Origin of the sequence: Winslowiella sp. 2C04, from assembly GCF_050037805.1 — a bacterium.
Classification (GTDB): Bacteria; Pseudomonadota; Gammaproteobacteria; order Enterobacterales; family Enterobacteriaceae; genus Erwinia; species Erwinia toletana_A.
In genome coordinates, this window is the sequence record NZ_CP188300.1 from 1272380 (window position 1) to 1288055 (window position 15676).

At 51.9% G+C, this 15676-nt stretch carries 15 protein-coding genes; 5 read left to right on the forward strand and 10 right to left on the reverse strand.

Annotation, left to right across the window (positions count from 1 at the left end):
- Positions 1 to 25 precede the first annotated feature (25 nt).
- Both ACP3TC_RS05505 and ypfH read left to right on the forward strand, forming a co-directional pair.
- On the forward strand, positions 26 to 1996 hold the full coding sequence (locus ACP3TC_RS05505) for a tRNA(Met) cytidine acetyltransferase TmcA (RefSeq protein WP_426817717.1): 1971 nt from the start codon (positions 26 to 28) through the stop codon (positions 1994 to 1996).
- Between the two features lie 80 nt (positions 1997 to 2076).
- Positions 2077 to 2775: an esterase gene (gene ypfH / locus ACP3TC_RS05510; RefSeq protein WP_426818241.1), complete on the forward strand. Its 699-nt coding sequence runs from the start codon at positions 2077 to 2079 to the stop codon at positions 2773 to 2775.
- A gap of 46 nt (positions 2776 to 2821) precedes the next feature.
- Here the strand turns inward: ypfH and ACP3TC_RS05515 are convergent, their stop codons facing one another.
- The 3 genes from ACP3TC_RS05515 to ACP3TC_RS05525 are packed head-to-tail and all read right to left on the reverse strand — an operon-like array spanning position 2822 to position 4547.
- A complete protein-coding gene (locus ACP3TC_RS05515; RefSeq protein WP_313853120.1) occupies positions 2822 to 3010 on the reverse strand; it encodes a YpfN family protein in 189 nt (62 codons plus the stop codon).
- A 24-nt stretch (positions 3011 to 3034) separates the two neighbouring features.
- Entirely contained in the window at positions 3035 to 4162 is a 1128-nt protein-coding gene (gene dapE / locus ACP3TC_RS05520; RefSeq protein WP_426817718.1) for a succinyl-diaminopimelate desuccinylase, read from the reverse strand.
- A gap of 1 nt (position 4163) precedes the next feature.
- Positions 4164 to 4547 (reverse strand): ArsC family reductase, encoded by a 384-nt coding sequence (locus ACP3TC_RS05525; RefSeq protein ID WP_426817719.1) that lies wholly within the window; start codon positions 4545 to 4547, stop codon positions 4164 to 4166.
- 317 nt (positions 4548 to 4864) lie between these two features.
- Between ACP3TC_RS05525 and ACP3TC_RS05530 the strand changes: the two genes are divergently transcribed.
- Together ACP3TC_RS05530 and ypfM are read left to right on the forward strand one after the other, a co-directional pair.
- The gene (locus ACP3TC_RS05530; RefSeq protein ID WP_313853117.1) at positions 4865 to 5017 is read left to right on the forward strand and encodes a Hok/Gef family protein; all 153 of its coding nucleotides are present in this window, start codon (positions 4865 to 4867) and stop codon (positions 5015 to 5017) included.
- 413 nt (positions 5018 to 5430) lie between these two features.
- Positions 5431 to 5490 (forward strand): protein YpfM, encoded by a 60-nt coding sequence (ypfM, locus tag ACP3TC_RS05535; RefSeq protein ID WP_101505280.1) that lies wholly within the window; start codon positions 5431 to 5433, stop codon positions 5488 to 5490.
- Between the two features lie 99 nt (positions 5491 to 5589).
- Here the strand turns inward: ypfM and acrD are convergent, their stop codons facing one another.
- The 7 genes from acrD to ACP3TC_RS05570 all read right to left on the reverse strand — a co-directional run bounded on the left by acrD (position 5590) and on the right by ACP3TC_RS05570 (position 14737).
- The gene (gene acrD, locus ACP3TC_RS05540; RefSeq protein ID WP_426817720.1) at positions 5590 to 8706 is read right to left on the reverse strand and encodes a multidrug efflux RND transporter permease AcrD; all 3117 of its coding nucleotides are present in this window, start codon (positions 8704 to 8706) and stop codon (positions 5590 to 5592) included.
- Positions 8707 to 8936: 230 nt separating this feature from the next.
- On the reverse strand, positions 8937 to 9569 hold the full coding sequence (locus ACP3TC_RS05545; protein ID WP_313853114.1) for a response regulator: 633 nt from the start codon (positions 9567 to 9569) through the stop codon (positions 8937 to 8939).
- Between the two features lie 80 nt (positions 9570 to 9649).
- Positions 9650 to 11344, reverse strand: coding sequence for a nitrate/nitrite two-component system sensor histidine kinase NarQ (narQ, locus tag ACP3TC_RS05550; RefSeq protein WP_426817721.1), 1695 nt, complete (start codon positions 11342 to 11344; stop codon positions 9650 to 9652).
- A 51-nt stretch (positions 11345 to 11395) separates the two neighbouring features.
- Positions 11396 to 12256, reverse strand: coding sequence for a metal ABC transporter permease (locus tag ACP3TC_RS05555; RefSeq protein WP_313853112.1), 861 nt, complete (start codon positions 12254 to 12256; stop codon positions 11396 to 11398).
- Entirely contained in the window at positions 12253 to 13104 is an 852-nt protein-coding gene (locus tag ACP3TC_RS05560; RefSeq protein ID WP_313853111.1) for a metal ABC transporter permease, read from the reverse strand. The genes ACP3TC_RS05555 and ACP3TC_RS05560 overlap by 4 nt, the downstream gene beginning before the upstream one ends.
- The gene (locus ACP3TC_RS05565; protein WP_313853110.1) at positions 13101 to 13889 is read right to left on the reverse strand and encodes a metal ABC transporter ATP-binding protein; all 789 of its coding nucleotides are present in this window, start codon (positions 13887 to 13889) and stop codon (positions 13101 to 13103) included. The genes ACP3TC_RS05560 and ACP3TC_RS05565 overlap by 4 nt, the downstream gene beginning before the upstream one ends.
- Positions 13886 to 14737 (reverse strand): metal ABC transporter substrate-binding protein, encoded by an 852-nt coding sequence (locus ACP3TC_RS05570; RefSeq protein ID WP_313857774.1) that lies wholly within the window; start codon positions 14735 to 14737, stop codon positions 13886 to 13888. Before ACP3TC_RS05570 ends, ACP3TC_RS05565 begins: the two co-directional genes overlap by 4 nt.
- A gap of 538 nt (positions 14738 to 15275) precedes the next feature.
- Here ACP3TC_RS05570 and ACP3TC_RS05575 point away from each other — a divergent pair.
- A complete protein-coding gene (locus tag ACP3TC_RS05575; RefSeq protein WP_313853109.1) occupies positions 15276 to 15551 on the forward strand; it encodes a YdgH/BhsA/McbA-like domain containing protein in 276 nt (91 codons plus the stop codon).
- Positions 15552 to 15676: the final 125 nt, after the last annotated feature.

Genomic DNA, 15676 nt, shown 5'->3' on the forward strand with positions numbered 1-15676 from the left:
GCAGCGTGTTGAAATAACGGCTGACATGCAGCAGAAAGGCGTGCGCCGCTTGCTGGTAATCAGCGGCGACGACGACTGGTGTCAGCAGCAGACTGAACAGTGGATGCAGTCGTTAGCGGGTGACTGGCTGTGGGTCAGTGAGATACCACAGTCAGGGCTTTGCTGCGCACCCGCCGCATTACGTACGCTGTTGGGGCAGGAGTTTCGCCATGCGGTGTTCGACGCGCGCGCCGGTTTTTATGCGGAAGCGTTCGCTGCACTGGCGGGCACTTTGGTTGCCGGAAGCTGGTTAATTTTATTGGTTCCCGAATGGGAGTCCTGGCCCGCGAAGCCTGATAATGACTCGCTGCGCTGGAATGATGCCTCCGGGGCGATTGCTGCGCCACAGTTCGTCACCCATCTTCAACGGGAGTTTTTAAGCGATGCAGACGTGGTGCTGTTGCGTCAGCACCATCCCTTTACGCTGTCACCGTTGCCAGCACTACCAGACTGGCAACCGGATGGCGAACGGCAGCAGCAGCACATTTTACAGTCACTGCTTGACGCGCCACCCGGTGTGTCAGTACTGACTGCGCCTCGCGGCCGGGGTAAATCAGCGCTGGCGGGGATGCTGGCGCAGCGCTGGCCGGGAAAATGCTGGGTTACCGCACCGGCAAAAATATCCACCGCCGTAATGGCACAGTTTGCCGGAGAAGCGTTTCATTTTTTCGCCCCTGATGCACTACTTGCCGGTTGTGAACAGCAATTTCCGGCTGATGTTGACTGGTTACTGATTGATGAAGCGGCGGCGATTCCGGCACCGGTATTACAGCGTTTAATCAGCTATTTTCCGCGCGTATTACTGACCACCACCGTGCAGGGCTATGAAGGCACCGGGCGCGGTTTTTTATTGAAATTTTGCGCCTCGTTACCGGATGCGCGATTCTGGATGCTCGATGCTCCGCTGCGTTGGGCGCAGCACGATCCGCTGGAACGAATTGTTGATGCCGGTCTGCTGTTTGACGATGCGGCAAGTGGCGATGTGGCAGGTGAAGTGGTTTTCCAGCCGCTTGAGCCTGCTGACTGGCAAACGCGGCCCCAACTGCTCACCGCCCTCTATCAACTGTTAGCCAGTGCTCACTATCGAACATCACCCCTCGACCTGCGCCGGATGATGGATGCGCAGGGAATGCATTTTCTCGCGGCTCAATGTCAGCAGCAGGTGTGCGGCGCGCTTTGGCTGGTGGATGAGGGCGGACTGCCGGCCGAACTGGCGGATGCCGTCTGGGCCGGCAAGCGTCGGCCACGCGGCAACCTGGTTGCTCAGTCGCTGGCGGCGCATGCCGGGCTGCCCGAAGCCGCACAGCTAAAATCGCGCCGCATCAGCCGGATAGCCATCACGCCGCAGCAACGACGGCAGGGGCTGGGTCGTCAAATGATCAAGCATTGCCTGACCAGCAATCGCGGGCTGGATTTTTTCTCGGTCAGTTTTGGTTATACCTGGGAATTATGGCAATTCTGGCAGGCCTGCGGATTTCAGCTGGCACGTATTGGCAGCCAGCGTGAAGCCAGCAGTGGTTGTTATACTGCGATGGCAATACTGCCGCTGACTCCGGCAGGTACAGCGCTGACAGCGCGCGCGGTTAAACGGCTGGCGCGAGACTATCGCTGGCTGCAGCAGCATATCGATCAAACAATCGCTATTGATATCGACCCGCAGCAAAGCTTTAACACGGATGACTGGCAGGAAGTGGCCGGATTCGCTTTCGCCAGCCGCCCATTTGAAGCTGCCGGCGCAGCACTTGAGCGCCTACTCAGCCTGTCGACGCTGGCACTTCCGGCGCTGCGTGGCGCTATCACTCAGCGCTTGCCTGATGCTGAGTTATGCCAGCGGCTGGCGTTATCCGGACGTAAATCATTGATTAAGCGCTGGCGACAGGAAGCGGGCGAGGCATTATTTGCCGCCGATCCGCACTCTGCCCGGCGCTGGCACCAGCGGCTGATGTTGTTGCAATAAATCCACTCTCTTGTTCAATTTTTCCCAATTTTCTTCCGCTAACAGAGGCGTATAGTCTTGGTTAATCTCAGGAGGAAATGATGAAACACGATTACTTTGTCGTCCAGAATCCCACCAACACCCCTGAACAGCTAATGTTATTATTTCATGGCGTTGGCGATAATCCGGTCGCAATGGGACAAATTGGTAGCTGGTTTGCCGAGGCCTTTCCGCAGGCGCTGGTCGTCAGCATCGGTAGCCCGCAAGTCAGTGAGTCGCAGGCTGGCAGGCAGTGGTTTGATGTACAAAGCATCACTGAACAGAACCGCCAGACGCGGGTCGATGAAATTATGCCCACGTTTATCGCCGGCGTGCAGCACTGGCAGCAACAGAGCGGGATTAAGCCAGAAGCGACAGCGCTGATCGGCTTTTCACAGGGAAGTATCATGGCACTGGAGGCGATCAAAGCACAACCGGGTTTAGCCGGAAGAGTGGTTGCGTTCAGTGGACGATTTGCATCGCTGCCCGAACAGGCTTCAACACTGACCACTGTTCATTTGATTCACGGTGAATACGATGAGACGATCGCTCTGCAGCACGCAGAGTCTGCTGAGCAGCGGCTTAGCGAGCTGGGAGGAGATGTCACGCTGGATATTGTTGAAGATCTGGCTCATGCCATCGATCAGCGTAGTATGCAGCTGGCGCTGGATCACTTACGCTATACCGTGCCTCGTCGTTATTTCGATCAGGCACTCAGCGGCGCGAAGCCGGGCGATGATGATGTGGTGGCTTTACTTTAAGTGCTGTCCTCTCCCGTCGGGGAGAGGACAATCAGGCGCTTATTGGCTATTTCTTTTTCGGCCAGTCGTCTTCGTCATCCCATTTATCATTAAAATCACGATGCGGTGGCAGTTTGGGTCTGTTTTCCATAAACTTTTTATGGTCGATACGTTTCAGGTCTTTGTAGACGTTCATCAGTACGCCAACCATCAGTACGATCAGCAGAATCCACCAATACTCTTTGAACCATTCCATGATGCTTTCTCCCCAGCGTCGCGCTTAAGCGACCAGCTGTTCCATAATGCGTTGATACATGCGGCTTAGCAGTTGCAGATCGGAAGCCTTCACACATTCGTTGATTTTGTGGATAGTGGCATTCACCGGACCCAGCTCAACAACTTGTGCCCCCATCCGGGCGATAAAGCGACCGTCGGAAGTGCCACCGGTGGTCAGCAACTGCGGCTTAATTTCATTATAGTGCGTAACCGCATTCACTACTGCATCAACCAGCTTACCGCGTGAGGTCAGGAAAGGTTGACCTGAAAGTCTCCACTCCAGCGTGTAGCGCAGCTGATGACGTTGCAGCAGCTCTTCCACGCGCTGTTTAATCAGTGCATCGGTCAGTTCGGTGCTGAAGCGGAAGTTAAACTGCACAAACAGTTCACCGGGAATCACATTGTTGCTGCCGGTTCCTGCCTGCACATTAGCAATTTGCATGCTGGTTGCCGGGAAGAATTCATTACCCTGATCCCATTCGGTGGCGACCAGCTCGTTTAACGCCGGAAGTGCGCGATGCACCGGATTATCCGCCAGATGCGGATAAGCAACGTGGCCCTGCACGCCATGCACCGTCAGGTTGGCGGTGATCGACCCGCGACGGCCATTTTTAACTACGTCACCCACGACTTCGGTGCTGGAAGGTTCGCCAACCAGGCAGTAGTCGAGACGCTCTTTACGCGCCATCAGTTTTTCGACCACTTTGACGGTGCCATTAGTGCCGCTGGCTTCTTCATCAGAGGTGATTAAAAACGCCAGACGTCCTTTATGATTAGGATTCGCAGCGACAAAACGCTCGGCTGCCACCACCATTGCCGCCAGTGACCCTTTCATATCCGCAGTGCCGCGACCAAACAGCATGCCGTCACGAATAGTGGGTTCGAAAGGAGGATTAATCCAGCGGCTGGCATCGCCGGTCGGCACAACATCAGTGTGGCCAGCAAATGCCAGCGTTTCACCCTGACCGCGCCATGCCCAAAAATTCAGCGTATCGTCGATGTTCATCGGCTCGATAGTGAAACCAATCGCCTGCAGGCGCTCAATCATGATGGCCTGGCATCCGGCATCATCCGGGCTAAGGGAAGGGCGACGAATGAGCTGCTGCGTCAGCTCAATGACCGGACAAAACATATTATGACTTCTCCTGAATAAACTGCTGATAAGTTGCTTCACTAAAACCCAGCAGCATAGAGCCGCTGGCGTCGCAGAGCAATGGGCGTTTAATGATGGCGGGTTGCTCCAGCATCAGTTGCCGTGCCGCATCCGCATTATCAATGCTATCACGTTGCGCTTCCGGCAGCTTACGCCAGGTGGTGCCACGGGTATTCAGTAATGCGTCATAGCCGAGTTTATCAATAAAAGTTTGCAGCAGGGCGGCGTCAAGACCATCGACGCGATAGTCATGAAACTGATAGTCAACTTCATGGCTTTCCAGGTAGCGGCGCGCTTTCTTAATGGTATCGCAGTTTTTAATGCCGTACATTTTCAGGGTGTTTTTCTGAGTTGAATTTGCCATAGTGAATAATACCTAAAATAATAGTTCGAATTATATTATATCAATCCTGACTTAAATGGTCATGTAATAACGTCGTCAGCTAAAAAATATTAATTGCGACATCGCTCGATTTTGCTGATTTATTAATGAAGTGACTAATGACGGCGATATAAGGAGTGAGGTAGCATTCTGCCGGGTGCCTGAAGCTGCTTGCTTCAGGCTTTACAGGAGCAGACAGAAGAAGGCCCCAGGTCAATTATCATCAACCTGAGGCCACTCCTGCACATCCAACAATGTCAGGATAGCCTCTTAACTGCAGAATTGCAACGGAGGTTCAGATGCTTAAAAAATATTTATTACAACGGCTGATTGTGCTTTGCCTGACAATATTGGCCGGCCTGTGGTTAATACGTGGCAGTTTATGTGAAGTACGTATTACTTATGGCAGTAATGAATATGCGGCGTTCTTGAACTACGAAGTTAAGCGCTAACCGCGGGCGGGGGAAACCCCGCCTGATTTATTGTGGTTGTCGGGGCTTCGGGCACCCTTTATTATTTAATAATAATTTCCGTGCAAATTAATGCAATTACCATCTTACCGGTGGGTTAGTATGTTAGCGGCTCGCATCACTGGCGCTGAAATCTGCTTTTTCTGTCAGCTCCTTCATTTTTTCAGTCAATTACAGAAGACGTTAGAGGCTAAGGTAATCAAGCTTATTATTATCATGCTGATGATTTAAATTGAAGAATAATTAATCACCTGTTTTGCTGATTTATTCAACTCCAAAACGACAGCGATTAAACATAATTATGATGGGTGGGATGACATCACAATTGCTTTATTAAAATGTTTTCCCGTGCAATCAGCAGGTGTATACTGGCGATAATAATAAGAGAGGATATCATGATTGATTTAGAACTGGGGAACTGGAAAGACTTTATCGAAGCAATGTTACGTAAGTAAGCTCTTCTTTATTAAAGCTTCGACGGTATCAATTGCTGTAAGCTCTGACCATCAGCTAACAGATTAAAGGCAGCCAGATTACTGGCTGCCTTTTAACTTTCAGGGCCTGACTTTCTCTTTCAGTGGAAAGCGTTGACGTACCACGACAAAAAACAGCGGCACGAAGAAGATCGCCAGAATAGTGGCAGAAATCATCCCGCCCATTACCCCGGTGCCAACCGCATGCTGGCTACCCGAACCGGCACCACTGCTGATCGCCATCGGTAATACGCCAAAAATAAATGCCAGTGAAGTCATCAGAATCGGTCGCAGCCGCTGACGTGAGGCCTCCAGCGTTGCCTCGATTAAATCGCGCCCTTTGGTATTCATTTCATTGGCAAATTCCACAATCAAAATCGCATTTTTTGCCGATAAACCAATTACCGTTAGCAGCCCGACCTGGAAATAGACATCGTTTTCCAGCCCGCGCATCCAGGTTGCAACCAGCGCGCCGAATACTCCAAGCGGCACCACCAGCATCACCGAGAACGGGATGGACCAGCTTTCATACAGCGCAGCCAGGCAGAGGAACACCACCAGCAGTGAGATGGCATACAGAGCCGGTGCCTGTGAACCGGACAGGCGCTCCTGGTACGATGCTCCGGTCCACTCAAAGCCAACGCCCAGTGGCAGCTGGCCGACCAGTTTTTCCATTACGTCCATTGCCGTGCCGGTACTGACACCGTTTGCTGCTTCACCGACAATCTGCAGAGCTGAATAGCCGTTATAGCGTTCAAGTCGCGGAGAGCCTGTCTCCCATGAGGTTTTAGCAAAAGCGGTAAAAGGCACCATGCCGCCTGAGCTGTTACGCACATACCACTTGCTGATATCGTCAGGCAGCATGCGGAATTTTGCAGCCGCCTGTACATAAACTTTTTTTACCCGGCCGCGGTCAAGGAAGTCATTGACGTAGGTCGACCCCCAGCCGGTTTTTAGCGTGTTGTTAATATCATCGAGCGAGACACCCAGCGCCTGAGCCTTACGCTGATCGATATCGATACGTAATTGCGGACTGTCATCCAGACCATTGTGACGTACGCGCGCCAGATCCGGATTATTGCCCGCCATTTCCAGCAACCGATCGCGCATCTGCATCAGTTTGTCATGGCCCATTCCCGCGTGATCCTGCAGCTCCATATCAAAACCGGCGGAGTTACCCATGCCGGTGATGGCTGGTGGGCTGCTGGCGATCACGCGGGCTTCGTTAATTTTACTGAAGGCCTTAGTCGCACGTTCAATGATGGCAAAGGAGGTGCGGTCAGCGCCTGGGCGTTGGTCCCAGTCTTTCAGACGGACAAACAGACGCGCAACGTTCTGCCCGTTGCCGCCGGGACCAGAGCCAACCGTGGCAAATACCGACTGAATATTATCCTGCTCCTCGGTCATGTAATACTGCTCGACCTTCTGCACCACCTTCAGCGTTTGCTGCTGAGTCGAACCCGGTGGCAGCTGAACCTGAGTGGTGAATACGCCGCGATCTTCCAGCGGCAGGAATGAACCAGGCAGGCGCCAAAACAGCAACGCCATCATGCCGATAATGGCGATATACAGCAGCATCCAGCGGCCACTTTTCAGCAGAATTTTGGCGACGCCGCGTTCATAACGTTCGCTGCTGCTGTTGAATTTGCGGTTAAACCAGCCAAAAAAACCACGTCGCCCATGGTGATGGCCTTTCGCCAGGGGTTTCAGCATCGTGGCACACAGCGCCGGGGTCAGTACCATTGCCACCAGCACCGACAGCACCATTGCGGCGACGATGGTTATTGAGAACTGGCGATAAATAGCGCCGGTGGTGCCGCCAAAGAATGCCATCGGAACAAATACTGCCGACAGCACCAGTGCGATACCGACCAGTGCGCTCTGAATCTGGCCCATTGATTTTCGTGTCGCCTCGCGCGGCGACAGGCCTTCTTCACTCATTATTCGCTCGACATTTTCCACTACCACAATGGCGTCGTCGACCAGCAGGCCTATTGCCAGTACCATCGCGAACATGGTCAGGGTATTGATACTAAAGCCGCAGATATACAGTACTGAGAAGGTACCGAGTAACACCACCGGCACGGCGATGGTTGGAATAATCGTGGCGCGGAAATTCTGTAAAAACAGATACATCACCAAAAATACCAGCAGCACCGCTTCAAATAACGTTTTCACCACGTCATTGATTGAGGCGGTAACAAACGGGGTAGTTTCAAAAGCGACTTTGGCTTCCAGTCCGCGTGGAAAAAAGTGTGACAGCTCTGCGATACGTGCTCGTACCAGCTTGTCAGTTTCCAGTTCATTGGCACCTGAGGCCAGCTTCACCCCCAGCCCGGAGGCGGCCTGGCCGTTATAGCGGCTGAGATAGTCATACTTCTCCGCGCCCAACTGCACTTCGGCGATATCGCCGAGCGTCACCACCGAGCCGTTCTGATTAGTGCGTAGGGTAATCGCTTTAAACTGCTCCGGCGTTTGCAGTAATGACTGAGAATTAATTGTGGCATTCAGTGTCTGATCGTCGACCGATGGCGTTCCACCTACCTGACCAACGGCAATTTGGCTGTTCTGCGAGCTGATGGCGTTGACCACATCTTCGGTGGTCAGGGAATAGTTAATCAGTTTGTTCGGGTCCAGCCAGATACGCATGGCATATTGTGAACCGTAGGCATCAACCTGGCCGACGCCACTGATACGGCTTAATGGGTCCTGGATGTTACTGGCAACATAATCAGCAATATCCTGCTTATCCATACTGCCGTCGGTCGAAACGAAAGCCAGCATCAGAATATTGGTGTCGCCGGTTTTATTAACCGTTACCCCCTGTTGCTGCACATCCTGCGGAAGTTTACGCAAGGCTGACTGAAGTTGGTTCTGCACCTGCTGACGTGCTTCATCCGGATTGGTTCCGGCATCAAAAGTCAGGGTGATCGTTGCCTGGCCGGTGTTGCTGCTTTGCGAAGACATATACATCAGATTATCGATGCCGGTCATACTTTGTTCGATAACCTGGGTAACGGTGTTTTCCAGCGTTTGCGCAGAGGCACCAGGATAGTTGGCGGTAATTCTCACATTGGGCGGTGCGAGGTCAGGATATTGCTCAACGGGAAGTGACATAATCGACAATACGCCGGTCAGACACATAATGATCGCCAAAACCCAGGCGAAAATCGGGCGATCAATGAAGAAATTCGCCATCGAATCAGAGCTCCTCAGCAGCGTTTAATCAAAATAGCAAAAAAAAACGCCAGCGATGCTCTGATTGGCGAAAGTATGGGGTGTCTGCCGGGCTAAAATTTGTCAGTTGTTTCAAGCCGCTCCGGCAAGAATTTACTTTACCCCTGGCGGATTGAAGAATCGTGGATAAATTAAGGAGAAAATGTAAATAATCGTCGTAAAGCCCGACGACCAGTTTCTCCCCGTCTTATTCAGCTATTTTTACTCTCAAGATAAAGTACTGTCGCCGCCACGCGTGAACGAACATCCAGCTTGCGCAGCAAATTACGAATATGCACTTTCACCGTCTCTTCAGAGATATGCAATGTGGCTGCTACCTCTTTATTTGACATGCCGCGTGCGACCTGCTGCAGGACATCCAGTTCGCGCTCGGTCAGTGCGCTGAAAGGATTAGAGCTAAAGTCACGACTGGAAAGATAGTCACTAACCAGCTCGCTAAAAACGTTCTGCCCCTGTGCGCCCTGCAAAATTTGTGTCAGCAACTTTTCAGGTTCGCTGTCTTTCAACAAATAGCCGTCAGCACCGGCATCGATCAGCGCGTAAATATCACTACGGGCATCGGAAACGGTCAGAATCAAAATACGTGAACTGATTGTTTCCTGGCGCAGTGCTTTCAGCGTGTCGAGGCCGGACAGGCCTTTCATATTTAAATCGAGCAGGATTAAATCGGGTGACAGGCGACGAGCTTGTGCAACGGCTTCACTACCGTTACTGGCTTCTGCCACGACGCTGAGCTGCGGCTCAAGTTCAAGTAATTGACGAATACCACGACGCATGAGCGGATGGTCATCGACGATCATCACAGTAATATTTTTGCGTTCCATAAAATTGGTTCCCTGTGCAAACTCCAGACAGATAACTATCTGGCAAAGAAAATGAGCGGTTAACTGCCAGTAACGCTGTGTTAGCTTACCGGCGGTTTATGCTGTGGCGAAAATGCCAAAGTTACCTGTGTACCTGTGGGTAAATGACGGCGAATACTCAGCACTCCCCCCAGCCGCTCTGCCCGCTCGTTCATAATCGTCAGGCCATAATGTCCGTGCGGCTCTTCAAGGCTGGCGATGCCGATGCCGTTATCGACGATGGCGATATGACTATCACCATTCGGCAGCGACTGTATCTCTACGTCAATCTTGCTGGCCTGCGCGTGCTTAATGGCGTTAAGCAGGGCTTCGCGAATGATTTGCAATACATGAACCTGCTGCGGCGCGTCGAGGACGAGGGCATCAGCCTGGCAGTTCAGTACAATTTCTGCCTGGCTTTGCTGCCGCAGAGAAGCAATCATCTCCTGCAATGCCGCCGTCAGATCGGCCTGATCGATGGTCAGCCGGAAGGTGGCAAGTAATTCTCGCAATTGATGCCAGGCGTCGCTTAGCGCCTGATCAAAGTCCTGGATGATTTTTTGCGCACGTTCCGGCTGATTATCGACGCTACGTTTCAGTAACGTTAGCTGAATCCGTAAATAGGAGAGTGCCTGCGCCAGTGAGTCATGCAGTTCCCGCGCAATGGTGGCACGTTCTTCCATCAGCATAAGCTGCTGCGACTGTTTCTGCGCCTGATAAATCTGCGCATTGCGCGCCAGCATATTGGCAACACTTTGCATTAAGCGCGGCGAAGGTATCCGGTGGGCGGTTTGCCAGCGCAGTTCGCCGACGCTGCTTCCTTCCTTCAATAGCGGCAGCTGATGCCACTCCAGAGCGCTGTCGGCGGAGCCTTGCATCACGCACCATTCGTTATTAATCACAATTTCAATGCAGCGTAACTGTTCATACTGATAAACCCGCTCAAGCACCTGTTGCAGCGCACTGCGATCGAGTTTATTTACCGCCAGCGCCAGCGAGCACTCATATAACGTGCTCAGCATATGATTGGCCTGCGTCAGATTGCGGGTCTTTTCATCGACAGTTTTTTCCAGCAGCTGATAATGTTTTTCCAGTTCGCCTGACATGCGGGTAAAAGCGGTTGCCAGCACCCCCAATTCATTGGGCAATGCGGTATTCAGCGGCGGATAACTAAATTTTCCCTGTTCGATATAGCGGCTGGCGGTGACCAACTGATTCAGAGGGGTAACAATTTGTCGGCGACTCAGGCGGATAGTCCAGAAGGTCAGCGCAGCGATGGCGATAAAACCCAGCAGGCTGGTAACCGCCACCACGCGTATTTTAAGCTCAGCGTAACGCTGCAAATCCAGTACAAAGCGATCGATTTCTCCGACCCAACTTGCCACTTGTTGCTGATAACGTAGCGGATCGCCGGTCTGCAAAAGTTGTCGAAGTTCAGGCCAGTCGGTTTTTAACTTTTGATAACGAGAGTTAAGTGCCGAGGGGACATAGAAACGGTCAAGATTATGCAGCGCCGCCGCATCAAGAGAGTGTTGGTAATGTTGCAGATGAGCAGGAAAATCAGCAGATTGTGTGCTGGCGTCCCACGCCAGCCGGTAACTTTGCATACGCAGAGAACCGGCAACGTTCAGCGCTTCGGCATCACGCAAGCTGCCGGATAGCGTTAAAAGTGCCAGACCGGTGGACAATACTGACAGCATAACAATGCCAGCCAGTGCACGAGCAATACTGCCAGTTACCGAACGTTTTACCATCACTTGCCGATTTTCCACAAACAACAAGCGGTTATTATAGCGCTGTTTTTGCTATCAAGGCGCTTTGATAAGCTGTTCAGGATGGTTTTTATTGGGCCTTTTAATCGCCGTTAACAACCAGGCAAGCAAAAACAGGCTGGCCTGAGTCAGCACGATGCAGGGGCCCGTTGCAGCATCCAGCCAGAAACTGGCCAGCGTACCGAACAGTGAAGAAAACAGTGAGGTCAGTACGGCACACATCAACATGGTATTAAAACGGCGGCACAGCATAAAAGCGGTGATGCCTGGCGTAATCAGCATTGCAATCACCAGCACGATGCCAATCGCCTGTAATGCTGCGACAATGGTTAACGCCAGCATGCAGAGCAAGCCATAATGCAGCCATTTTACCTTCAGCCCAATCACCCGCGCCTGTGCCGGATCAAAGCAATACAGCAGCATATCTTTGCGCTTGATGAGCATCACCAGCGTAACAATCAGACTGATAACCAGACACTGCCACAGTTCTGAGTTACTGATACCAAGAACATTACCAAACAAAATATGACTCAGATGCTGATCGGTTTCAATACGCGCAAACAGCACCAGCCCGATGGCAAACATGCCGGAAAAAACGATGCCCATGACGGTATCTTCTTTGATACGACAGTTATCTTTGATATAGCCGGTGAATACTGAACACAGCAGGCCGGAAGCAAAAGCGCCGATCACGATAGGGGCGCCAGCGACCCAGGCCAGCACGACGCCAGGCAATACCGCATGAGAAATGGCATCGCCCATCAGCGACCAGCCTTTCAGTACCAGATAGCAGGAGAGAATGGCACATACCATGCCGCTGACCATCGCCGCCAGCAGTGCCCGTTGCATAAAAGGGAAGCTAAGTGGCTGGGTAATCAGCTCCATCAGACTGCTCATGTAACGGCACCTCGCGATTTACCACGGCGTGAAAACATGCCGTATTTCGGAGCAAAGAAGAACGCCAGCAGGAAAATTGCGGTTTGCAGCGTGACAATGACGCCGCCAGTGGCACCATCAAGGAAATAGCTCAGCCATGCACCAACCGCACTGGTTGACGCACCCAGCAGCACTGCAATGATTAACAGTCGCGGAAAACGGTCGGTCAGCAGCCAGGCGGTGGCGCCCGGCGTAATGACCATGGCAATCACCAGAATAGCACCGACAGTTTGTAGCGCTGCTACGGTTGAGGCACTGAGCAGGGTAAAGAAAATAATTTTCAGCTTTAACGGTGAGATGCCGACGGAAACCGCATGGCCTTCATCGAAAAACACCGCCAGCAGATCTTTCCAGATCACTAACAATACCAACAGCGATATCGCGCTGATCAGTGCAACCTGGATGACATCGCTGTCGGCAATACCCAGAATATTACCGTAAATAATCGACTGAATATTAATTGCTGTAGGATTGAGCGAAATGATTAACAGCCCGGCGGCAAAAAAGGTCGAAAATACAAAACCGATGATGGCATCTTCGCGCAAACGCGTCAGATGACGCACCAGCGTCATGCCGAGTGCGGCCAACATGCCGGTAATAAAGGCTCCCAGCGCGTAGGGCAAGCCGAGTGCATAGGCGGCAGCAACGCCAGGTACCACCGAATGCGACAGCGCGTCGCCCATTAACGACCAGCCTTTCAGCATCAGATAAGCGGATAAAAAGGCACAGCTGGCACCGACCAGCGCGCTGACGGCAATCGCCTTAACCATATAGTTGTAGTTAAACGGCTCCAGCAGCAGTTCAATCATGGCTGTGCGTCTCCGGCGGGCGGCAGATCGGTTTGCGACGTTGGCAGGTTGATATAGCGCAGTACGCCACCAAAAGTCTGTTGCAGATTGTCATGGGTAAAGGTGCTTTCCGTCGGGCCGGCGGCAATCACCGTGCGGTTTATCATCAATACCCGATCGCAAAAGCCCGGAACGGCGCTGAGATTATGGGTGGAGACCAGCAATAAATGCCCTTCATCCCGCAGCGCTTTTAGCATATCAACGATGGCATTTTCCGTTTGCACATCGACACCGGTAAAAGGTTCGTCGAGCAGCAGAATACTGGCCTGTTGCGCCAGCGCCCGTGCCAGAAATACCCGCTTGCGCTGGCCACCGGAGAGTTCGCCAATCTGCCGATCGCGCAAGTGCAACATGCCGACGCGATCCAGTGCCTGTTCAACCTGACGTTTATCTTCGGCGGAGGGGATGCGCAGGAATGACATTTTGCCGTAACGGCCCATCATCACCACCTCGCTGACCAGCACCGGAAAATTCCAGTCCACCTCTTCGGTTTGTGGCACATAGGCCACCAGATTATTGCGTAGCGCTTTGCCCACCGGCTGATGGTTAATTTCCACCTTACCGCTCACCGGCTTTACCAGTCCCATAATGCTTTTGAACAGCGTCGACTTGCCGCTGCCGTTAACGCCAATCAAGGCGCACAGGCAACCGGCATCAAGTTCAAAGCTGGTATCAGCCAGTGCGGTATGGCCATTACGCCATGTCACGGTGATATCCTGTACGGAAAGGTGGGCGGGCGCGGTCACTGGCCAAATCCTTCAGCGATGGTATTAACCGTCACTTGCAGCAGGTCAATATAGGTTGGCACCGGACCATCAGCCTGTGACAGCGAATCAACGTACAGCACGCCACCGTAATGTGCGCCGGTCTCTTTACTAACCTGTTTAGCCGGTTTATCAGAAATGGTACTTTCACTGAATACCACCGGAATCTGATGCTGACGTACGCTATCAATCACCCGTTTTACCTGCTGCGGTGAGCCTTGCTCATCAGCGTTAATGGGCCATAGCCATAGTTCTTTTAACTGATAATCACGCGCCAGATAGCTGAATGCGCCCTCACTGGTTACCAGCCAGCGCTGACTGGCTGGAATTTTGTCCAGACGAGCACGCAGCGGAGCATCCAGTGCAGAGATTTTCTCAGCATAGGCTTTCGCATTCCGGTTATAGGTTTCAGCATGCTGTGGATCGTACTTCACCAGCGCCTGACGGATATTCTCAATATAGATCAGAGCGTTGGCAGGTGACATCCAGGCGTGCGGATTAGGATTGTTGGCATAAGGACCCTCACTGATCGGCATTGGCTCGATGCCGTCGGTCACGACCACGGAAGGGACATCATGCAGGTTGGCGAAAAATCGGCTGAACCAGCGTTCAAGATTAAGGCCGTTCCATAAAATCAGATCGGCGGACTGCGCCTTCATCACATCGCGCGGAGTCGGCTGATAATCATGGATCTCAGCGCCTGGACGAGTAATGGATTCCACCACCGCAGCATCTCCGGCAATGTTTTGTGCCATGTCCTGAATAATCGTAAAAGTGGTAACAACTTTAAATTTTTCCGCTGCGTTGGCGCTGGCTGCGGAAAAAAGCATCAGTAAACCGAGCGAGCAACTCGCCAGTAGCTTATTAAAAACAGGTAACTTCATTGCAGAGACTATTGTCATAAAAGTCTTTCCTCAGACCAGATGGCATCAAAACCCAACAACCAGAGACGGTTTTGTATACAGGTATAGCATTGGCTATATTAGTTAGCAATAGCTATAAGTTGGTAAATGATAATTACTCTTGATTCAGGTTGCCGGAGTGGCCATCTGGCGATTTGAAACCGCAGGGTTTGATCTTACTGGCGCTTGAAGTGTGCGGGGAAGGGCATTACAGTGGGGACTCTTCAGCCAATTTCAGCCCTGACTATTTCTGCTTTACCTATATTGTTCACATCGCGTTACCTGGCGAACAAAAAATAACCAATACTGACATTTCCCTGGACTGCTCCTCATTCTCTTCACAATGCTTTAACGCTTTTACTTGCTCGTAACGTTGATTTTCATTGTAACGGTAATAATCAATCTCGTGATTAACGAAAAGCTTACGACTTACGAATAGCGTAAAACGAATTCCGAGGAGCATCAGATGAAAATTAAATTACCAGCAGTTATCGCTGTCGCCTTGTTCGCCACTACCTCATTTACTGCCATGGCAGCGACTGAGATCAATCGTCAGCAGGCGCATGATTTACAAAGTATGGGCAGTGTTTCTGTCTCGGCCGTTAGCGGCTCACTGGATGACGCAACGCGTATGCTTTCGCAAAAAGCGGAAGCTATGGGCGCTACCCATTACCGTGTTGTTGGCGTCGATAACCCGGGTGACTCCAGCCTGTGGAGCGGTACCGCAGAGATTTATCGCTAATCCTTATTATGCCTGTTCCATCCCTGTAGCCTTAGTTTGCCTTCTGGCATCGACTAAACCGACCGACCTTTACGGTCGGTTTTTTTTGTCTGTCACGCCACATAATTACAAATCATAACGAATTC